General features: G+C 50.1%; 20 protein-coding genes. 16 read left to right on the top strand and 4 right to left on the bottom strand.

The window, feature by feature from the left end; genetic code table 11:
• Window positions 1–19: 19 nt before the first annotated feature.
• Entirely contained in the window at window positions 20–613 is a 594-nt protein-coding gene (locus AC2204_RS10355; RefSeq protein WP_318925417.1) for a YhgN family NAAT transporter, read from the top strand.
• A gap of 59 nt (window positions 614–672) precedes the next feature.
• On the opposite strand, the gene AC2204_RS10350 is transcribed toward AC2204_RS10355, so the two are convergent.
• Entirely contained in the window at window positions 673–939 is a 267-nt protein-coding gene (locus tag AC2204_RS10350; RefSeq protein ID WP_318925416.1) for a DUF1145 domain-containing protein, read from the bottom strand.
• On the bottom strand, window positions 936–1,541 hold the full coding sequence (gene rsmD, locus AC2204_RS10345; RefSeq protein ID WP_318925415.1) for a 16S rRNA (guanine(966)-N(2))-methyltransferase RsmD: 606 nt from the start codon (window positions 1,539–1,541) through the stop codon (window positions 936–938). The genes AC2204_RS10350 and rsmD overlap by 4 nt, the downstream gene beginning before the upstream one ends.
• A gap of 84 nt (window positions 1,542–1,625) precedes the next feature.
• Here rsmD and ftsY point away from each other — a divergent pair, with 84 nt between their 5' ends.
• The 9 genes from ftsY to glpD all read left to right on the top strand — a co-directional run bounded on the left by ftsY (window position 1,626) and on the right by glpD (window position 11,593).
• Window positions 1,626–2,990: a signal recognition particle-docking protein FtsY gene (gene ftsY, locus AC2204_RS10340; RefSeq protein ID WP_318925414.1), complete on the top strand. Its 1,365-nt coding sequence runs from the start codon at window positions 1,626–1,628 to the stop codon at window positions 2,988–2,990.
• A 3-nt stretch (window positions 2,991–2,993) separates the two neighbouring features.
• Window positions 2,994–3,662 (top strand): cell division ATP-binding protein FtsE, encoded by a 669-nt coding sequence (ftsE, locus tag AC2204_RS10335; RefSeq protein WP_318925413.1) that lies wholly within the window; start codon window positions 2,994–2,996, stop codon window positions 3,660–3,662.
• Window positions 3,652–4,578: a permease-like cell division protein FtsX gene (gene ftsX, locus AC2204_RS10330; RefSeq protein WP_318925412.1), complete on the top strand. Its 927-nt coding sequence runs from the start codon at window positions 3,652–3,654 to the stop codon at window positions 4,576–4,578. The genes ftsE and ftsX overlap by 11 nt, the downstream gene beginning before the upstream one ends.
• 141 nt (window positions 4,579–4,719) lie before the next feature.
• Complete coding sequence (gene rpoH / locus AC2204_RS10325) at window positions 4,720–5,580, top strand: RNA polymerase sigma factor RpoH (RefSeq protein ID WP_318925411.1); 861 nt, start codon at window positions 4,720–4,722, stop codon at window positions 5,578–5,580.
• A 472-nt stretch (window positions 5,581–6,052) separates the two neighbouring features.
• Window positions 6,053–6,379, top strand: coding sequence for a thiosulfate sulfurtransferase GlpE (gene glpE, locus AC2204_RS10320; RefSeq protein ID WP_318925478.1), 327 nt, complete (start codon window positions 6,053–6,055; stop codon window positions 6,377–6,379).
• Window positions 6,380–6,382: 3 nt separating this feature from the next.
• Window positions 6,383–7,219, top strand: a complete 837-nt coding sequence (glpG, locus tag AC2204_RS10315; RefSeq protein WP_318925410.1) for a rhomboid family intramembrane serine protease GlpG — start codon at window positions 6,383–6,385, stop codon at window positions 7,217–7,219.
• Between the two features lie 327 nt (window positions 7,220–7,546).
• Complete coding sequence (gene glpT / locus AC2204_RS10310; protein WP_318925409.1) at window positions 7,547–8,917, top strand: glycerol-3-phosphate transporter; 1,371 nt, start codon at window positions 7,547–7,549, stop codon at window positions 8,915–8,917.
• 97 nt (window positions 8,918–9,014) lie between these two features.
• The gene (locus AC2204_RS10305) at window positions 9,015–9,776 is read left to right on the top strand and encodes a DeoR/GlpR family transcriptional regulator (protein WP_318925477.1); all 762 of its coding nucleotides are present in this window, start codon (window positions 9,015–9,017) and stop codon (window positions 9,774–9,776) included.
• 275 nt (window positions 9,777–10,051) lie between these two features.
• The gene (glpD, locus tag AC2204_RS10300) at window positions 10,052–11,593 is read left to right on the top strand and encodes a glycerol-3-phosphate dehydrogenase (RefSeq protein WP_318925408.1); all 1,542 of its coding nucleotides are present in this window, start codon (window positions 10,052–10,054) and stop codon (window positions 11,591–11,593) included.
• A gap of 106 nt (window positions 11,594–11,699) precedes the next feature.
• Here glpD and AC2204_RS10295 read toward each other — a convergent pair whose 3' ends face one another.
• Window positions 11,700–12,116, bottom strand: a complete 417-nt coding sequence (locus AC2204_RS10295; protein WP_318925476.1) for a flagellar basal body-associated protein FliL — start codon at window positions 12,114–12,116, stop codon at window positions 11,700–11,702.
• 168 nt (window positions 12,117–12,284) lie between these two features.
• On the opposite strand from AC2204_RS10295, the gene AC2204_RS10290 reads away from it, so the two are divergent.
• Window positions 12,285–12,827 (top strand): chorismate--pyruvate lyase family protein, encoded by a 543-nt coding sequence (locus AC2204_RS10290; protein ID WP_318925407.1) that lies wholly within the window; start codon window positions 12,285–12,287, stop codon window positions 12,825–12,827.
• Window positions 12,821–13,684: a 4-hydroxybenzoate octaprenyltransferase gene (ubiA, locus tag AC2204_RS10285; protein WP_318925406.1), complete on the top strand. Its 864-nt coding sequence runs from the start codon at window positions 12,821–12,823 to the stop codon at window positions 13,682–13,684. The genes AC2204_RS10290 and ubiA overlap by 7 nt, the downstream gene beginning before the upstream one ends.
• A 277-nt stretch (window positions 13,685–13,961) precedes the next feature.
• On the opposite strand, the gene plsB is transcribed toward ubiA, so the two are convergent.
• On the bottom strand, window positions 13,962–16,403 hold the full coding sequence (gene plsB, locus AC2204_RS10280; protein WP_318925405.1) for a glycerol-3-phosphate 1-O-acyltransferase PlsB: 2,442 nt from the start codon (window positions 16,401–16,403) through the stop codon (window positions 13,962–13,964).
• A 324-nt stretch (window positions 16,404–16,727) separates the two neighbouring features.
• Between plsB and lexA the strand changes: the two genes are divergently transcribed.
• The 4 genes from lexA (at window position 16,728) to ctaD (ending at window position 21,319) form a co-directional block, all read left to right on the top strand.
• Window positions 16,728–17,348: a transcriptional repressor LexA gene (gene lexA, locus AC2204_RS10275; protein WP_318925404.1), complete on the top strand. Its 621-nt coding sequence runs from the start codon at window positions 16,728–16,730 to the stop codon at window positions 17,346–17,348.
• Window positions 17,349–17,505: 157 nt separating this feature from the next.
• On the top strand, window positions 17,506–18,303 hold the full coding sequence (locus tag AC2204_RS10270) for a class I SAM-dependent methyltransferase (protein WP_318925403.1): 798 nt from the start codon (window positions 17,506–17,508) through the stop codon (window positions 18,301–18,303).
• 249 nt (window positions 18,304–18,552) lie between these two features.
• Window positions 18,553–19,701, top strand: a complete 1,149-nt coding sequence (coxB, locus tag AC2204_RS10265; protein WP_318925402.1) for a cytochrome c oxidase subunit II — start codon at window positions 18,553–18,555, stop codon at window positions 19,699–19,701.
• Window positions 19,702–19,714: 13 nt separating this feature from the next.
• The gene (gene ctaD, locus AC2204_RS10260) at window positions 19,715–21,319 is read left to right on the top strand and encodes a cytochrome c oxidase subunit I (protein ID WP_318925401.1); all 1,605 of its coding nucleotides are present in this window, start codon (window positions 19,715–19,717) and stop codon (window positions 21,317–21,319) included.
• Window positions 21,320–21,364 lie beyond the last annotated feature (45 nt).

Here is a 21,364-nt window from a genome sequence, read left to right as displayed (position 1 = left end):
TCTGTCTGAGGTCTGCCCTGTGGAAATAATGTCTGCGGCGGTCATGTTATTTTTAATCATGGATCCGCTGGGTAATTTACCGGTAATGTTGTCGATCCTGCGGCATATTGAGCCGAAACGTCGACGATTTATCATGGTTCGCGAGCTGTGCTTTGCGCTGGTTATTCTGTTGCTGTTTTTGTTTGGCGGTAAACAGATGCTGACGTTCCTGCATGTCTCGACAGAAACGGTCAGTATTTCCGGCGGGATTATTTTGTTCCTGATTGCGATTCGGATGATTTTCCCGCAACCGGGTGGTGTGACTGGGTTGGCGGCAGGTGAAGAACCTTTTCTGGTGCCAATGGCAATACCGATGATTGCCGGACCATCAGTGCTGGCATCGCTATTATTGTTGTCCAATCAGGATCCAACCCGTATCTGGGACTGGACGTTTGCGGTCATACTTGCCTGGGGGGCATCGTTTGTTATCCTGATGTTCTACGAGGTCTTTAACCGGTTGTTGGGCGAGAAAGGGTTGAAAGCGGTTGAGAGGCTGATGGGGTTGTTGCTGATCATGATAGCAACCCAGATGTTCTTAGACGGGTTACGCAAGTACCTGGAAATCGGTTTATAACTGAGCTACGAGTGGCGAGATCCTAGTATCTAGTAACCTCGCTTCTCGTATCTATCTTTTTACATCATATGCTTACGACGGATATCTAACAGGGCAAAGATACCAAAAATCAGAATTGACCCCTTTTCCCATTTCGACATATTGATCTTGTCGCCAAATGCTCCGATGAAAATCAACATCTGCAAACCATGCATCATAAATAAGAACCCAGTCATGATGTATAGCGCGATGGCAGCCACCCCTGGGAACGGGTTAAAGATATTAATCAGTAATATCAGCCAGACAAAACCGATAGCGGCTTTAGCTAATGTAATCAGCGCCTTCATGCTTCCTCTCTTTCGAATAAACGATAACAGACCTGACCGGCTGTTTTTTCACGGTGCAGACGCCAGTGTGCCGGCGTCGTGAGTGCACCCAATTCTTTCTCTGCTTCAATATAAATCATTGCATGGGGAGTGAGCCAGTGGTTGGCCTCCAGCAGATCGATGACATTTTGTATCAAATCTTTACGGAAGGGCGGATCGATAAACACCACATCATGAGGTGTACCTGGCTGCGCTAAATACTTCAGGCAGTCAGTATTAATCACCTCAGCATTGCTTGCACCGATCGTTGTAAGGTTCTGTTGCAGCTGATTGGCCGCTTTTTTATCTAATTCCAGCATGGTGATGTTTTCTGCACCACGCGACAGGGCTTCAAACCCTAAACTGCCACTGCCCGCAAACAGATCGAGGCATTTTGCCTGGGGGATATCTCGTGCTAACCAGTTGAAAACAGTCTCTTTTACTCGGTCGGTTGTCGGCCTGAGCCCGTCGACATCATGGACCGGGAGCTTTCGTCCGCGCAAGCGCCCACTGATGATTCTGATGAACCCTTCCCGGCGATTATTTTGCACATTTCGTCCCGTTTGTTGCCTGTGTCTCGTCATAACTTTTTTCGACCGTTTAGAAAATGATAGTATACACCTGTTTTTAGACTGCAAATTGTACCAATCAAGGGCTAGGATTTGCCAATGGCAGAGAAAAAGAAACGCGGATTATTTTCGTGGCTGGGTTTTGGTTCTGAGGAACAAGCCGAGCAAACCGACCAAACGACAGAAAAACCAACTGTAGAAACAGAGGTTGATTCTCAGCAATCAACTGAACAAAAGGAGCAAAAAGAGGCGGAAGCGTCAGCTGCGGCGAAGGCGGCAGAAGAGGCGGAAGCGCTAGCTGCGGCGAAGGCGAAGGCGGCAGAAGAGGCGGAAGCGTTAGCTGCGGCGAAGGCGGCAGAAGAGGCGGAAGCGCTAGCTGCGGCGAAGGCGGCAGAAGAGGCGGAAGCGTTAGCTGCGGCGAAGGCGGCAGAAGAGGCGGAAGCGTTAGCTGTGGCGAAGGCGGCAGAGGAAGCTGAAGCTGAAGCGCTGGCGGACAAGGTGACAACTGACGCTGTGGTTCACGAACAGGAGAAACCTAAAACAGCAGGTTTCTTTACCCGTTTAATGCGCGGCTTGAAGAAAACCAAAACCAATATCGGTTCTGGCTTTTCGGGCCTGTTTCGGGGCAAGAAAATTGATGATGATTTGTTTGAAGAGCTGGAAGAGCAGCTACTGATAGCCGATGTGGGGATGGATACCACATTGAAAATCATCCAGAACCTGACAGAAAAAGCCAACCGTAAGGAACTCAAAGACGGTGAAGCTCTCTATGGTTTACTCAAAGAAGAATTAGCCAGCATGCTGGCGCAGGTGGAACAGCCTCTGGTTGTCGATACCAGCAAGAAACCTTTTGTTATTCTGATGGTGGGGGTAAACGGGGTCGGTAAAACGACGACGATCGGCAAGCTGGCGAAGCAGTTTCAGGCTGAAGGCAAGTCTGTCATGTTGGCTGCCGGTGATACGTTCCGTGCGGCGGCAGTAGAGCAACTTCAGGTCTGGGGTGAGCGCAATAATGTGCCAGTGATCGCCCAGCATACCGGGGCGGACAGTGCGTCTGTTATCTATGATGCGATAGAATCGGCGCAAGCGCGCAATGTCGATGTCGTGATCGCAGATACTGCGGGTCGTCTGCAGAACAAAGGCAACCTGATGGAAGAGTTACGCAAAATTGTCCGCGTAATGAAAAAGGTTGATCCTGCTGCGCCGCATGAAATTATGCTGACAGTTGATGCGGGCACGGGTCAAAACGCGATCAGTCAGGCCAAATTGTTCAGTGAAGTGGCGCCGGTTTCAGGGATTACTATTTCTAAACTGGATGGTACCGCCAAAGGCGGGGTGATCTTTGCCGTCGCTGATCAGTTTAATATCCCCATTCGCTATATCGGTATTGGCGAAGGGATTGATGATCTGCGCCCATTTGCCGCGGATGAGTTTATTGAAGCGCTGTTTAGTGACGAGGAATAGAGTGTGATTCGGTTTCAGCAGGTAAGTAAAGCCTATCGTGGCGGCAGGCAAGCCCTGCAAAAAGTGGATTTTCATCTGCAGTCGGCAGATATGGCCTTTTTAACCGGGCACTCAGGTGCGGGTAAAAGTACCTTGCTGAAACTGATCTGCGCTATAGAGCGGCCAAGTGATGGCCGCATCTATTTTAATGATCATGACATCACCCGGATCGAGAATAAACAGATCCCGTTTTTACGACGTAATATCGGTATTATTTTTCAGGATCATAAATTGCTGATGAACCATACGGTTTACGACAATGTGGCGTTACCTTTACGGGTAGAGCAAGTGCCTGAAAATGATATTAAGCGCCGGGTATCTGCCGCGCTTGATAAGGTCGGCCTGCTTGACAAGGCGCGCTGCCTGCCGATCCAGCTATCGGGTGGGGAGCAGCAGCGGGTAGGGATTGCCCGGGCCGTGGTCAATAAACCGATGCTGCTACTGGCTGATGAACCCACCGGAAACCTTGATGCCGCGCTCTCACAGCAAGTGATGCGTCTGTTCGAAGAATTTAATCGGGTCGGCGTCTGTGTGTTGATGGCGACTCACGATACCTCATTGTTATCGAGCCGTAATTACCGTCGATTAGACTTACAGCAAGGTCACCTGAGGGAGATGGCACATGGCGCGTAATAAGATTGGCTTTTTTGCTATCCATAAGCAGCAGGGTATCGAAGCGCTCAACGATCTGATGAAGCGGCCTTTGGGCAATATATTAACCCTGGCTGTGCTGGCGGTTGCCTTAACTCTGCCGGCCAGCTTTTATTTGCTGGCGAAAAACATCACGCTGGTGGCACAGCCCTGGCAGAACCCCACGCAGCTGACGCTGTATTTAGAAAGCGGTGTGGCAGAGCCCGTGGCCATAAGCTTTGCGGAAAAAATTCAGGACTGGCCTGAAATTGAGGCCGTCACTTATGTTTCTCCGCAGCAAGGCTTGCTGGATTTCCGCGCGCATGCCGGCTTTGAACAGGCGCTAAGCCTGTTAGATGAAAATCCGTTGCCGGCGGTGGTGATAGTGCGCCCGGTTCCCGCGTGGCAGAGCAGTGAGAAAGCCACTGAGCTGGCAGCAAAAATTCGAACCCAGCCACGCGTTGATGAAGTCCGGCTCGACAGTGACTGGCTGCAACGTCTGGCTGCAATAAAACAGCTGGCCATCACCTTAGCATTATTAATGTCAGGCCTAATGCTGTTTGCCGTGTTCTTAATTGTCGGTAACACCTTGCGCCTGCAAGTGCTGAATCAGAAAGATGAAATACAAGTGATGAAAATGGTCGGGGCGACAGACAGCTTTATTCTCCGGCCTTATCTGTATGTCGGGGTGTGGTACGGATTAATTGGGGCGATTATCGCGTGGGTACTGACGGCGATAGTGACTATACTTCTTGACGGCGCCGTTGCTAAACTGGCTGCGCTTTATGATAACAGCTTCCGGTTAGTCGGCCTGAGCTGGGATGAAAGCTTGATTTTACTGATGACCGCGGCTTTTCTTGGTTTGTTAGCGGCGCGACTTTCTGCCGGACGTCACTTGAAAGAAATTGAACCTGTCTGACATTTTCGAGTCTACAAATGGTGTAGATTATGCGGCCCGCTTGCAAAGTGACCCATTTTCTTGGCATTATTGTAAGTTACATGACGTTATGGAGATTTGCATAGCGTTGCATTGGTATAAAAAAACACATGAGGTTTTTGCATGACAAAAGCGATGTCTTCAATGGCTCTGGTTTCTGCAGATAGCCTGGATAGTTATATCCAGACCGTCAACCGCTACCCGATGTTGTCAGCGGAGCGAGAGAAAGAGTTAGCGGAACGTCTGCATTATGAGGGTGATATTGACTCTGCAAAAAACTTAGTGATGTCTCATCTGCGTTTTGTTGTGCATGTTGCCCGTGGGTATTCCGGCTATGGCTTGCCAATGGCCGATCTGGTGCAGGAAGGCAACATTGGCCTGATGAAAGCGGTAAAACGCTTCAACCCTGAAGTTGGGGTACGGCTGGTCTCTTTTGCGGTGCATTGGATTAAAGCTGAAATTCATGAATACGTGTTACGCAATTGGCGTATCGTAAAAGTTGCGACGACCAAAGCCCAGCGTAAACTGTTTTTTAACCTGCGCAAGGCGAAGAAACGCCTGGGTTGGTTTAACAATGCCGAAGTTGAAATGGTTGCAGAGCAACTTGGCGTGAATCCCTCTGAAGTACGCGAGATGGAATCTCGCCTGGCGGCACAGGATCCGGCATTTGAGATGCCGGCGGAAGATGATGACCGAGATGTCAGCTATACCGCTCCGGTGTACTTCCTTGAAGATAAATCTTCTGATGTTGCCCTTAGTTATGAAGAAAATAACTGGGAAAGCCACGCCAATAACCGTTTGTCTAATGCCTTGGCGGAGTTGGACGATCGTAGCCAGCACATTGTTCGTTCTCGCTGGTTAGACGATGATAAGTCCACGTTGCAGGATCTGGCTGATCACTATGGAGTGTCTGCGGAAAGGATCCGGCAGTTAGAGAAAAACGCCATGAAAAAACTGAAGCTGGCAGTGGGTGACGTGTTCTGAGGATCCTGCTCAGCTATCCACAATGAATGATGATGAGAAACCGGCCTAGAGTCGGTTTTTTTATGCTTGAATATTGAGAGATAACTCACATTTGTGAGTATCACTGTGAATGACCCTGGTAGTTATCCACAGCTTGTGACGGATCTAATCTATATGTAGTGGATCCTATTTGAGCTGGACACATTATCAACGCAATCCACAGGCTTTTCCACAGCTGGTTGAATTATGATCAGCGGTCAGGGTGGGAGAGGGAACGGGTGATCGCTAGGCCCTGTAATTGTTGAGTTTCAGTGCGAGTTTCAAGTGTGGATAAGACCTTACATTCTGTGCAAGGTTGTGAGTAAGTGAGTGAGGTATAATAAGCGGGGTATAAAAGGTGCCGCTTTAAAAGCGATAGGATCCCATAGTGGATGATCATCACATTTTTGCGGTAATGATGACGCAGACAGATCAACAACAGATGAGGCAGTCAATGGAGCAGTTTGAACATATTTCGGCAGAGCAGGCGTACATTTTATTACAACAGGCAGGTTCTGAAGCCGTACTGGTTGATATCAGGGATCCGCAGTCATTTGCTTTGGCTCATCCTGAACAGGCGTTTCATCTGACCAATGATACAATGGTTGAATTCATGGATCGGGTTGATTTCGAGCAACCTGTGATTGTGATGTGTTATCACGGAGTAAGTAGTCAGGGTGCGGCACAATATCTGATTAATCAAGGTTATGAAACAGTGTATAGTCTTGAAGGTGGTTTTGAAGGCTGGCGCCGACAGGCGTTGCCATATTCAGCGGAGTAACAGATGCATCGGTTAGCCGGATTTAATAACCCTCGCCAAGCACAGGCTTTTATCGATTACATGGCCTCACGTGGTATCGCGTTAACGTTAGCGTCTGAACCTGAGGGGGTGTTTGCACTCTGGTTAACGGACTCACAACACCTGATAGAAGCGGAAGCGGAATTAACGGCGTTTCTGGCGAACCCTGATAACGCAAAATATCAGGCTGCATCGTGGCAAGTCGCTGAAAGCCGCACGGCCAGGTTTCATTATGGCAGTCCGAGTTTGCTGGCCATGATCAAATCCCAGGCAGGCCCTTTCAGCCTGTCGATAATGGTGGTGGTCATCGGTATTTATCTGCTGTGGTTCTTTGGGCTGCAGCAACCGATATTCGATGCACTCCACTTTCCGCTGATGGACGGTGATCAGTGGCAAGCCTGGCGTTTTTTCTCCCACGCTATGATCCATTTCTCGACCTTGCATATTGTCTTTAACTGCCTGTGGTGGTGGATTTTAGCGGGGCAGCTGGAACGGCACAGCGGTAGCGGCAAACTGGTGCAGGTTTTTCTGGTGTCGGCACTCATTTCGGGGGTTGCGCAGTTCTGGCTCCATGGTGCTAATTTTGGCGGTTTGTCTGGGGTCGTGTATGCCTTGCTTGGGTATATCTGGTGGTCAGGGTGGTTAGCGCCGCAGCGGGGCCTGTCGATTCCTCAACCCTATGTCGTTTTCATGCTGGTCTGGCTGGTGATTGGCTTTGCCGGGCCTTTGGGTATGTCAGTGGCCAATATGGCCCACTTGTTTGGTTTGATCAGTGGCTGTGCGCTGGCGCTGGTCGATACTAAGCTTATCAAGACCCGTTGAGTGATCTTAGAGCCAAACCATCTCGCATCTTGAGATGGTTTGCCTATATACCAATCGGGATAATGACGTCGATTGGTATGATTGAAGACGGTGGATATTCACTTAAGTTACGGAATGGGTTATCTGGAAGGCATTTTTTTCCGAAAACCTAGAGTAAAACATCTATTTCTGATAAATAAATCTTCGTTTTTGATTGTTTTCACATTATTTCATCCCCATTCGCGCAATAATTTGCCTGTATTGAGCGAAATCGATTGTTTCCCTCGCCCTACATTATGCGTTCGCGCAAACTATCGCTAAAAACAACAACCTTTTAAGGAACATCTTATGTTTGGCATATTTCGTCCCGCGGTTCATATAGAGCGTCTGCCTGACGAGCAGACAGACTCTGTATATAAGCGCCTGCGCTGGCAACTCTTTATCGGTATTTTCTTTGGCTACGCCGGTTACTACCTGGTCCGTAAAAATTTCAGTCTGGCCATGCCTTTCTTAATTGAAGAGTACGGTTATAGCCGCGGTGATCTGGGGGTCGCACTGGCGGCCGTGTCGATCGCTTATGGCTTATCGAAATTCTTAATGGGTAGCGTGTCAGACCGTTCCAATCCGCGGTATTTCCTTGCTGCCGGTTTGACCATGTCGGCCCTGGTGATGCTGTGCTTTGGTTTCATGCCTTGGGCCACAAGCAGTATTACCGCCATGTTTATTCTGTTGTTCCTGAACGGCTGGTTCCAGGGGATGGGATGGCCGGCCTGTGGCCGTACCATGGTGCACTGGTGGTCACGTAAAGAGCGTGGTGAATTAGTGTCGGTCTGGAACGTCGCGCATAACGTGGGCGGTGGTTTGATTGGCCCGATGTTCCTGCTGGGGTTATGGGCCTTCAACGATGACTGGCGCACTGCGTTTTACGTGCCTGCGTTCTTCGCATTGCTGGTTGCGGCTTTCACATTAATCGCCATGCGCGATACGCCGCAGTCTTGTGGTCTCCCTTCTATCGAAGAGCATAAAGACGATTATCCTGATAACTATGATGAGTCCCATGAGAAAGAGATGACCGCAAAGGAAATCTTCTTCAAGTATGTGTTTAACAACAAGCTATTGTGGTTCATTGCGATTGCGAATGCCTTTGTTTACCTGATCCGCTATGGCGTGTTGGACTGGGCGCCGGTCTATCTGAGCGAAGTCAAAGACTTCTCGGTCGATAAATCATCGTGGGCCTACTTCTTATACGAGTGGGCGGGTATTCCCGGCACATTATTGTGCGGCTGGATGTCGGATAAGTTCTTCAAGGGGCGCCGTGCACCTGCCGGTATTCTGTTTATGTCACTGGTGACTATTGCGGTATTGATTTATTGGTTCAACCCGGCCGGTAACCCTATGGTTGATATGATGGCACTGGTTGCGATCGGCTTTCTGATCTACGGCCCGGTTATGCTTATCGGTCTGTATGCGCTCGAGCTGGCACCGAAAAAAGCGGCAGGTACCGCAGCGGGTCTGACGGGGCTGTTCGGTTACTTGGGTGGCGCCGTAGCCGCAAATGCTATTTTGGGTTACACCGTCGACCACTTTGGCTGGGATGGTGGCTTCATGGTGCTGACGTCAGCATGCGGCTTATCCATCTTCTTCCTGGTGCTGGCAATGGTTGGCGAAAACAGCGTTCATGCACAACGGGCACTTGATAGTGCACAGCAAAATGCATGATTGAGATCGCCGTCATTGGCATCTTGCTAACGCTGTAGGTAATATGACAGGGCTTCGCATTCGCGGAGCCTTGTTGCAACCAGGAGCTGCGTTAGCCGTGAAGCAGAGCAAACGTCATCAGGAAATCATCGATATTGTTAAAACCCAAGGCTATGTCAGCACTGACGACCTAGTTGAACGTTTTAAGGTAAGCCCTCAAACTATTCGCCGCGATCTCAATGATCTGGCTTCGGAAAATAAAATTCGCCGCCACCATGGCGGAGCAACGATCCCATCCAGTTCCGAAAACACCTCCTATACAACCCGTAAAGTCATGCAGTTGGCGGAGAAAGATCGCATCGCGATGGCAATGGTTAAACATATCCCTGACGGGGCGACACTGTTTATTGATATTGGTACCACCCCGGAAGCCGTCGCGCGTGCCTTGCTCAATCATAATGACCTCCGCATTGTGACCAATAACCTTAATGTCGCCAGTGTGCTGACCGGCAAGGCAGATTTCCGGGTTATTCTGGCGGGTGGTGAAGTGCGCAACCGGGATGGTGGTATTGTCGGTGAAGCGACACTGGATTTTATTTCTCAGTTCCGTCTTGATTTCGGCATTATGGGGATCAGCGGTATCGATCTTGATGGGTCATTGCTGGACTTTGATTACCACGAAGTACGTGTCAAACAAGCAATCATTGAAAACAGCCGCTGTGTCATGCTGGGGGTGGATCATACTAAGTTTGGGCGTAATGCAATGGTGAATCTGGGGGATATCAGCCAGATTGATATGCTGTTCACCGATGCTCAACCGCCGGAAGAGCTGGTCAAGCACCTGCAGGACAATGACGTCCATACTGAAATTGTTGGCTAACGAGTCAATGCCAGTCTGAACGACGAGCGATATTGGTGAAGATACGGGCTACCAGAAATGGTGGCCTGTTTTTTTTCGGCAATACCTCTTCCGGTCAAGATCAATACCTAACCACTATAATGGAAATGGCGGCCCGTCACGTTCATGTAACAAATCGAAAACAAAAAAGGATGATTTTTGATGGCATGTTCGCTATTATGAGCGAATGAGAACTTAATTGAGCTGTCGGTGCTCGTTTAGTTTCGAATTATAGGCGTAATGAGGAAGGGAACGGCATGGCGGCAGAAAACGAACATATCTTAGATGTAATTGTTGTGGGTGGTGGTATCAATGGTGCTGGTATTGCTGCCGATGCAGCAGGCCGGGGGCTGGATGTCGGCTTATATGAGGCTGATGACTTCGCGTCTGCCACGTCGTCTGCCAGTTCTAAGTTGATCCATGGTGGTTTGCGCTATTTAGAGCACTATGAGTTTCGCTTGGTCGGGGAAGCCCTGGCTGAGCGCGAAGTACTATTACGTAAAGTCCCGCATATCGCTCGCCCAATGCGTTTCCGTTTGCCACACCGTCCTCATCTTCGCCCGGCCTGGATGATCCGTGCTGGCCTGTTTCTTTATGATCACCTCGGCAAACGTACGACCTTGCCTGGCAGTCACGGCTTGAGGTTTGGTCAGGACTCGGTCTTAATACCGGCCATCACCAAAGGCTTTGAATATTCAGACTGCTGGGTTGATGATGCGCGGTTAGTGGTACTGAACGCGATGGAAGTCGCGGAGAAAGGCGGGGAAGTGCGTAACCGCTGTAAAGTTGAAAAAGCGGTACGTGAAGGCGACTTATGGATAGTGACCGTGCGCGATGTGCTGACCAACCAGACTTTTGTTCGTAAAGCACACGCTCTGGTGAATGCGGCGGGTCCTTGGGTGAAAGCTTTCTTTGACCAGAGCCTGGAAGAAAATTCTCCGCGCAATATCCGTTTGATTAAAGGCTCGCATATCGTCGTACCGCGTGTCCATGATGAACCTCAGGCTTATATTCTGCAGAACGAAGATAACCGTATTGTCTTTGTGATCCCGTATCTGGATCGGTTCTCGATCATTGGTACCACTGATGTGGAATATCAGGGCGATCCGCGTCAGGTTGCGATTGATGACAGCGAAATCGACTATTTACTGAAGGTCTATAACGCACATTTCGTGAAGCGATTAAACCGAGATGATGTGGTGTGGACCTACAGCGGTGTGCGTCCGTTGTGCGATGATGAATCCGACTCGCCGCAAGCGATTACCCGTGACTACACGCTGGAATTAGATCAGGAAGGGGGCAATGCGCCATTACTGTCAATCTTCGGCGGCAAGCTGACGACATATCGTAAGTTGGCTGAAGCGGCAATGACCAAACTGACCCCGTTCTTCCCGCAAATAGGGCAAGCCTGGACTGAAAATGCCTATTTGCCGGGGGGCGAAGCAGCTTTTGATGGTCAGCAGCTGGCCCGTCAGCTGGAGCAGCAATATCCATGGCTAACGTCATTCACCCGCGAGCGGATGGCAACTAACTACGGTACCCGCGTATCAGTATTACTGGAAGGAGTGAGCTGCGAAGCGGAGATGGGACAGCACTTCGGGGAAGGCTTATATGCCAAAGAGCTTGATTACATGATTGAGCATGAATTTGTATTATCTGAAATCGATGCGTTATGGCGCCGGAGCAAACTTGGCCTGTATCTCAATGAAGGGCAGGTAGGTGCGGTGACACAATATATTGCGGAGAAAGTCCGGGATTGCAGGGCAAAGGGTAGAATTCGGCCTGAAGCGGCGGCCTAGCTATTGCGGGGATAGTCTCGCAGCGATGGCCATGTATTTCCATCATAACAAAAAGCGCTCATCGAGCGCTTTTTGTGCCTTTACGGTATATTGAAGACCGACAATGCTACTGGTAGAGGTATTTTGTAAACAGTAATTCGGTCAGGAGCTTCTGGTTCGTCTCGCGGATCAACAGTTCATTGACCTTGCTCAGGCACAGCTGGCGGATCTCTTCGCGTCCAGCCAAAGATTTCACTTTTACTTCAGGCTGCTGGCCGATAATGTTAATGATGGCATCGCGGATCAGGGGGGAATGGTGCTCCACTTTGGTGATGAGATCCGGATCTGACACCATCAAATCAATTTGTAGGCGCAGGTAACCGAGCCTCTTGCCCTGAGTCACGTAGTTGGTCGTGATGTCAGGTGATAACGTGTAATAGCTGTATTGTGGCATTAGTGGCGCCGCATCTTCCGCCGCCGCATGATGAGAAGCCAGGGGGCCGGCAAGCAGCAGGGTTAAGCCAAAGACTTTTGATTTCATCATTACACTCATAGGGTTATCTTAATTTTACGCAATGAATTACTATCTTTCGACCGGAACGATATTCGTATCCGTTACAGCTTGCTACAATAGTGTTTCTTTATGGTAATAAATTAACCGCATTCTACCAAGTTCTTTTCATGTTCGGCTGGTAGAATTTGTATTGGAAAGATGTCGAAATTCAAACAGTTGTATAACCCTTTATTGGATAGCGCCTGTTGGCAACCGCCAGAGGCTGTGGCACTCGAGGGGACAGAGTTTGGGCGTTGGCTGCTTGAACCTGATTCATTATCACGTCGTTTTGAACGGCATTGTGACACATTTACGGTTTCTCTGCTCGAGCTGCAGAAAATAGATAAATCTTTGTTATCAGAAGATGAGCGAGCCCTGCTCGGGGATACCGGGTGCCTGATGCGCAAGGTGCTATTGCGCGGCGATGGCCAGCCGTGGGTGTTTGCCCGTACCTTAATCCCGTTATCAACCCTGACAGGGCAGGAACGTGATTTAGAACAGTTAGGTGAGACGCCATTAGGATTCAGAGTTTTTACTGATCGCAGTGCGCGTCGTGATGCGCTTGTGGTAGCCAATGTTGGCACAGAGGATAAGCCTTTGTGGGCACGGCGTTCGCGCTTATGGATAAATGATAAACCTTTGCTGGTGGCCGAATTATTTCTGATGCAGGCACCGGTATACTCAAAGGAGAGCCAATGTTAGCGATGACCAAGGCGAGAGCATTTTGGCAGCTTGCACGATTTGATCGCCCGATCGGGAGTTTGTTGCTGCTTTGGCCAACACTCTGGGCCTTGTTTCTGGCTGCCGATGGATTACCGGATCTGCCGGTGCTGGTAGTCTTTGTGCTCGGGGTGGTTTTTATGCGTGCCGCAGGCTGCGTGATCAATGATTTTGCCGACCGCCATTTTGATGGTCATGTAAAGCGTACGGTCAACCGGCCGATGCCGTCGGGCAAAGTGTCAGAGCGTGAGGCATTAAGCCTGTTTGGTCTGCTGGTATTAGTGTCGTTCCTGTTAGTGCTGACCATGAATACCCTGACTATTATGCTGTCGGTGGTCGGACTATTGCTGGCGGCGGCTTATCCGTTTATGAAGCGATATACCCACCTGCCACAACTTATCCTGGGGATGGCTTTTGGCTGGTCGATCCCTATGGCTTATGCCGCGCAAGCCGGTGAATTACCTGCTGCAGCGTGGTTGCTGTTCATTGCCAATATTCTCTGGACCATAGCTTACGATACGCAATATGCGATGGTTGATCGTGATGACGATATCCATGTCGGGATCAAATCGACCGCTATATTGTTCGGACGTTTTGACAAAATCATCATTGGCTTATTACAGCTAAGCACCTTGGTGGTGCTGATTGCTATTGGTCAGATGCTGGCGTTGAATCAGACTTATTATTGGTGCCTGCTGGCTGCCGCTGCGCTGTTTGTTTACCAGCAGATGCTGATCCGCAGTCGTGAGAGAGAGTTATGCTTCAAAGCGTTCTTGAACAACAATTACGTGGGTATGCTGATTTGCGGCGGTATGGGGATCAGCGTATACCTCGGCTGATCGCCAATTTACGTAGTGAAGAAGCGCCTTATGGCGCTTTTTTTGTGTCAGGGGTATTGGCACAAAGGCCAGTCAAAAGCTTATATAGTTGTACACCTTATAGAGCTTTGGGTTACCGGTGGTTTAAAAGCTTATATAGCTGTACACCTTATAGAGCTTCGGGGTACCGGTAAGTCCAAAGCTAAAAACAACGGCTATTGGGGCAACAAAAAAGCTGGCACTGAGCCAGCTTTGAAGGGGGGGGGGCCGAATCGAGTTGCTCGATTCGAGATACCCGTCAGACGTTATTTACTGGCTTATCATCCCGGTTCATAACGGCCTGGATTGTGAGCTTCACCTCCGGCGAGACCAGTGCCGCTAACTGATCGGCAAGGTTTTCCACGGGGCGCGATACCGCATGGCACTCGTCGTTGAGGTAACCTTCACGGCGCAGGGTCTTCACCAGAATAGCAAATACCCCTTTGTCAAAAAACTCGGGAGCATTGATGCCGTGCAATCGGCTCAGACGCTGGGCCATCATCTGGCTTTGCTGTTCCAGTTCGCTCTTCATCATCTGCGGCTCGGCACATAGCAGGGTCAGGGTAATGCTATAGCGCTGCAGCGTCTCGGTGATCGTACGGGCTAACAGTTGCAGTGGTCCGATACGGGCACTATTGAGTGAAATCGTCAGGCCATCACTTAATAGCAGACGCTGGCGAACCAGCTCCTGGATCAGCGAATCAATCACCTCGTTGAGTTCCTCTGTTTCATAGCGCAGGAACAATTCCGCTTTGAGGAACGGGTACAGTCGTCCAACCTGCTGACGGATTTCATCAACCGTCAGACTTTGATACTGGATCACGATATGGGCAATCAGTGACGGCAGCGCAAACAGGTGAATGATGTTATTGCGGTAATAGGTCATCAATATTGATTGCTGACGGTTGAGCGAGACGACATCTCCCAGACTGTCACGCTCAACAATGAATTTATCCATCGCGATAGCATGCTCGACCAGTTCTTTGGCATCGTTATCGGGAACGGTGCTCTGGCTGGAATACGGCGTATTGCGCAGAATTTGCAAATAACTGTCGATCTGCTGTTCCAACTCTTCACGACTGAGTGCGCGTTGGCGCGATGACAACAGTGCCAGTGCACACAGGGTCAGGGCATTGGTTGCTGCGGCATCGTTGATATGGGTCATCATCTTTGTTGCCAGCTGATTGACCACAGGGTTCATCCAGGCTGGTTTTTGCGGCTCGATCGGGTCAATGTCTTTGTGCCATTCAGGGACGAAATCATTGAGATACTGGTTAAGCGGGATAGGCTCACCAAAGTTTACATAGCCCTGGCCCAGATTACGCAGCTTACGCAAGGTGCGCAGAACCTGACCGATATTTTCTTTTTCTTTGCGTTTACCACGCAGCTCATTGGCGTAGGTTGCCACTTCCATCACATGTTCGTAACCGATATAGACCGGCACTAAGGTGACCGGACGGTTCAGACCGCGCAGCATGGCCTGAATCGTCATTGACAGCATGCCGGTTTTAGCAGGCAGCAATCGACCGGTACGGGAACGGCCGCCTTCACTGAAATACTCGACCGAGTAACCTTTGGCAAAAAGTTCAGCCAGATACTCGCGGAACACCGTGGAATAGAGGCGATTACCTTTAAAGCTGCGGCGAATAAAGAATGCACCACCACGGCGGAAAATAGGACCCGCCGGGAAGAAGTTCAGGTTAATGCCTGCCGCAATGTGCGGAGGAACCAACCCCTCCTCATACAAAACGTAAGACAACAACAGATAATCCATATGGCTGCGGTGACAAGGAACATAGACGATCTCATGGCCGTCTTGTGCCAGTTTACGCACCCGCTGGGCATTGTTAACGTTAAGCCCCTGATACAGTCTGTTCCATAGCCAGCCAAGGAAACGTTCGCCTTTTTTGATCAGGGAATAAGAAAAGTCGGCCGCAATCTCTTCCATCATGTCGATGGCTTCTTTGCGTACCTTTTCAATCGGCACATCCCGGCTCTGGGCTTCTTCTCTGACGACCTTGTCGATGGCTTTTGAGGCCAGCAAGCGCTTAAACAGTGCCTGGCGATCAGGCAGTCGGGGGCCTGAAGCTGCAATTTTCTGACGCGAGAAATGAATTTTAGCCACCCGCGCCAGTTTATGGGCAATGGCGTCATCGGTACCGTGGTTGTCAGCCATGTAACGCAGTGATACCGGCGTACTCAGGCGTACCAGGCAATCGCGGCCGTGGCCGAGAATAGCCGCTAATTTTTCCGGCCCGTTAAGCGGATGGAGGATCGGACCACGATTACTTTCTTTACCGGGTTTACGCCCCCATAAAATAGATGCCGGCACCAGTTGGATATTCAGCTCTGAATCCTGTTTGTGCTGTTCCAGCAACTCGATAAACAGATCGATATATTCTTGCGGTAACTCGCCTTTGGTGCCAAAAATACTGGGTCCGTTGGCGACATACGCATGGCGGGGAAACTGGCGATTGCCAATGACCAGCGGAGATAGCGGATCCGGTAATCCCAGTTCCTGGGTGCTGCTGCGCAGAGTCATCAGATCGGTGTTAGACCGAAATGGTAAGATATAGATAATTGGTTGCTCTAAATCCAACTCCAGATCTTTGACCGGATCAGAAGGAATTGAATTGGTTTTAACCAGCAGGGAAAGCGGCAAATTCAGTAATTTTTGATAGATTTTCTGCCAACTGGACATGTCTTTTACTAGCCTCGAATTCTTAATGCGTGGCTAGGATAGCAGAAAATAGTGGCGCTCATGCAGCGAAAATGCAAGATATCATCGCAAAGTTATCAATTTGAATGATGTTTCCGGTGAATTTTTTCTTCCGTTAATCAACTCATCCCGGGCGGGGGCATGACGAGGTGAGCAAGGGGGGAGATCCCAAGTGCGCCTGCAGCTAGGGGCCGGACAATGATTGATGCTTCTTCGGCAAATTGTTCTTTTCGTAAACAATTGCCTTTTCAAGCCCATAAACACTGGATATACTCACAGTGAACTGTATAAACAAACAGGTAAGCCATGAAGCCGTTAACGCCGCGCCAACAAGAAGTCTTTGATTTAATCAAAGCAAAAATTGAAGATAGTGGGATGCCGCCAACACGTGCTGAAATTGCTCGTGAACTTGGCTTTCGTTCTGCTAATGCTGCTGAAGAGCATTTAAAAGCCTTAGCCCGTAAAGAAGTGATTGAAATCATTCCGGGCGCTTCCCGGGGGATTCGGGTCCTGGTCAACAGTGATGAGCCACAAGAGCAAGGATTGCCTTTGATTGGCCGTGTTGCCGCCGGTGAGCCGATCCTGGCTCAGGAGCATGTTGAAACCCATTACAATGTCGACCCGGCCTTGTTCAAACCTCGCGCCGACTTTCTGTTGCGGGTCAATGGAATGAGCATGAAAGACATCGGTATTATGGATGGTGATTTACTGGCCGTGCATAAAACCCAGGACGTCCGTAACGGTCAGGTGGTGGTTGCCCGTGTTGACGATGATGTCACCGTAAAACGGCTGGATAAGCAAGGGGCTCAGGTATTGTTGCACGCCGAGAATAAAGAGTTCGAGCCGATTGTTGTCGATCTCGAGCACCAGCAGCTAACGATCGAAGGCATTGCCGTCGGTGTTATACGTAACGCCGACTGGATGTAGTTGGTACTGAATATAGTTGGTACTGAATATAGTTCGTTGCGATACCTGCGGTAAAAGAGCGCGTCTAACCTCGAGGACGGTTGCCGTCTGACGTAGAATGTCTTGCAAATCTTAATGATAGTCATTACCATCTCCTGTGGTTCATATGGAGTTGCTAATGACTAATCCTTCCCGCTACAACATTCCCTCCGCCTTACTGCAGCCACTTTGGCTTCGGAGTAGGGAAAGTTTAGCTGATAACGGCCTTATCTATGATCCCGTTGCTGCTTCAGCCTGTAGCCGGTGCCAGCTGGTACCTGACTGCTTAAGCGGTAATGTTACCGAGCGTCAGTTATTATATTCCACACTGACCCTGCAATGTGACAAACAGGTGCTGACATTTCTCCGGCGTCATCCCAACGGTTTTATTATTAATGTTGGTGCCGGACTCGATACCCGTTTTTACCGGTTAGATAATGGTCGTTGCCGTTGGTTTGAACTGGATACGGATGAAAATTTGTTATGGCGCGAACGATTGTTTCACCGAAGCGAGCGTTACACCATGCGTAGCGGTTCGGTAACGGAGCTGTCCTGGCTCAAGTCATTGCCAATGACCAATAACGCCCCGGTATTATTACTGTGTGATCACGCTTTACTGGCATGCAATAGCGAGGAGCTGGCGCAGTTTGTTCAAGGTATCGGTTACCATTTTAGTAAAATAGAAGCCTGTTTTGTTATTGCAGGTGATCGCTGTGGAACGGTGTTAGCGAACAAGATGGGCGCTGAGCAATATAGCCACGGCTTCAAAGATCCGACTCGGCAAGTGCTTAACTGGTTACCCTGGGCTGAATTGGTGAGCTGCTACAGTCCGCTGGATAGCCATTGTCCCCGCTGGCGTTCGTGGCAGCGTTGGATCGCAAAAATGCCCAAATTTAAATACCGCATTACACCCGTACTGATCCATATTCGTCTGTAGATCTCCCTCGCTCCATTTATTTTTCTCTGTTTTTCCATTGGTTAGCACCAGCATATCTCTGTTACCCCTTTTTATTATTTGCCGGCAATTCTTTGCTCATTTCTCTGATCTTGTCCTAAGTTGAATGTAAATAAAGTGTTAAATGTCACTCGGTGTACTGCTGCACGTATTTGTTCATGGTGCTTTTGGGATGAATGTTATTTACCAGTTATTGATGAATGTCAGGATGACAGAGGGAGGGGCAGGGGGATGATTCGCCAACTGATCAGCGCAATGATGGCAGGAGTCTGGGCACTACCCGCGGCTGCCGAAACAGAAAGTATGCGATTGAACATGACGCAAGGGGTAACTCAGGTTAGCCAGCGGGTGTTTGATTTGCATATGACTATTTTTTACATCTGCGTCGTGATTGGGATTGTGGTTTTTGGTGCGATGTTCTGGGCCATTCTTCATCATCGTAAATCACGCGGTGCGGTTGCGGCTTCGTTCCACGAAAGCACTAAGGTCGAGATCATCTGGACCATCATTCCTTTCGTCATTCTGATCATGATGGCTGTGCCGGCAACGAAGACCTTGCTCGCCATGGAAGATATCTCCCAATCTGATCTCACCGTTCAAATAACCGGTTCTCAATGGAAGTGGCATTACCGCTATTTCAACGAAGATGTTGATTTTTATTCTCTTCTCGCCACATCTCCGGCGCAAATCGATAATACCCGAGAGAAACGCGAAAATTATTTGCTGGAAGTGGATCGTCCGCTCGTGTTGCCGGTTGGCCAGAAGGTGCGCTTCCTGATCACCTCGCAAGATGTGATCCATTCTTGGTGGGTCCCGGATTTTGCCGTTAAGAAAGATGCCAACCCCGGCTTTATCAACGAAGCCTGGACCCGGATTGATAAGCCGGGTATTTATCGTGGCCAATGTGCAGAGTTGTGCGGTAAAGACCATGGCTTTATGCCGATTGTGGTGATTGCAAAACCTCTGGCTGAGTATCAAGAGTGGCTGCAGATGACTAAGGTGGCTCAGCAGCAGGCCCGTGAAGAAGAGCAGCGTTTGCTGGCGATGGAAATGTCGATGGATGAGCTGATGGGGTTGGGTGAAAAAACCTATCTCGCGCGTTGTGCCATGTGCCATCAGCCCAATGGCCAGGGTATTCCCGGTGCCTTCCCTGCATTGGCAGGAGTGGGGGTGGCGGCCGATCCAGGCGGGCAATTAGAACATATCAGTGTGGTGGTCCATGGCCGTGCCGGTACCGCGATGCAGGCTTTTGGTCCGCAATTAAGTCTGAAGGAGCTGGCTGCGGTGATCACATACGAGCGTAATGCCTGGGGTAATAATACGGGCGATACGGTACAGGCAGCAGAAGTGCAGGCCGTGCTTAACGGTGAAGATTTATAAGGGGCGATGATCGATGACGGATATGTTACGCGAGCAGACGGAAGGTGAAGAGACGGAAACGGATCACACCCACGCCCCTCACCAGACCGGTCTTAAGCGCTGGCTGTTTACCACCAACCACAAAGATATTGGTTCACTTTACCTGATGTTCAGCTTTGCCATGTTCCTGACTGGCGGGGTGATGGCGATGGTGATAAGGGCCGAGTTATTCCAGCCGGGCCTGCAGCTGATTGAGCCTAACTTCTTTAACCAGATGACCACTATGCATGGCCTGATCATGGTATTCGGGGCGGTAATGCCGGCTTTTACCGGGCTGGCAAACTGGATGATCCCGCTGATGATTGGCGCGCCGGATATGGCCCTGCCACGGATGAATAACTGGAGCTTCTGGATCCTGCCCTTTGCCTTTGCGATGTTACTGTCGTCGCTGTTTCTTGAAGGGGGCGGGCCCAACTTCGGCTGGACCTTCTATGCCCCGCTGTCGACGACATTCAGTCCGCAAAGTACCGGGCTGTTTGTGTTCTCTATCCATATTATGGGGATCAGCTCGATCATGGGGGCAATCAATGTGATTGTCACTATTATCAATTTGCGGGCACCGGGCATGACCTACATGAAAATGCCGCTGTTTGTCTGGACCTGGCTGATCACCGCGTTTCTGCTGATTGCGGTGATGCCGGTACTGGCCGGTGCGGTGACCATGGTACTGACCGATAAGTTCTTCGGAACCAGTTTTTTTGATGCTGCGGGCGGGGGCGATCCGGTAATGTTCCAGCATATCTTCTGGTTTTTCGGTCACCCGGAAGTCTACATCATGATTTTACCGAGCTTCGGCATCATTTCGGCGATTGTACCGGCCTTTTCCCGTAAGAAACTCTTTGGTTACAGTTCGATGGTGTATGCCACTGCCTCGATTGCCGGGCTGAGCTTCCTGGTCTGGGCGCACCATATGTTTACCACCGGTATGCCCGTCGCTGCCGAGTTGTTCTTTATGTACTGCACCATGCTGATCTCGGTACCGACCGGGGTCAAGGTCTTCAACTGGGTCGCCACGATGTGGCGCGGCTCGCTGACCTTTGAAATCCCGATGATGTTTGCCATTGCTTTTATCGTGCTGTTTACCATCGGGGGCTTTTCCGGCCTGATGCTGGCCATTACACCGGTCGATTTCCAGTACCACGATACGTATTTTGTGGTGGCCCACTTCCACTATGTGCTGGTATCGGGCGCCATCTTCTCGATCATGGCGGCGGCCTATTACTGGTTGCCGAAGTGGACCGGCCATATGTTCGATGAACGGCTGGCGAAGTGGCATTTCTGGTGCTCGGTGGTGTCGGTCAATATTCTGTTCTTTCCGATGCACTTCCTCGGGCTGGCGGGGATGCCGCGCCGTATTCCTGATTACGCATTGCAGTTTGCCGATGTGAATGCGGTGGTCAGTATCGGCGGCTTTATGTTTGGCTTGTCGCAGCTGATCTTTTTATGGGTGGTGATCAAATGCGTCAGGGGCGGAGAGCCCGCCGCAGCCAAGCCTTGGGAAGGCGCCGAAGGACTCGAGTGGACGGTGGATTCCCCTGCGCCGCACCATACTTTTTCGACCCCGCCCAAAATCGATTAAGTGAAGGAACGTGAGATGAGCCAGCACCGAGAGCAGAAGACCCCT

The organism is Photobacterium sp., assembly GCF_057456235.1.
The sequence above is the reverse complement of the archived record's forward strand: the minus strand, read 5'-3'. Positions and strand labels throughout refer to the sequence as shown.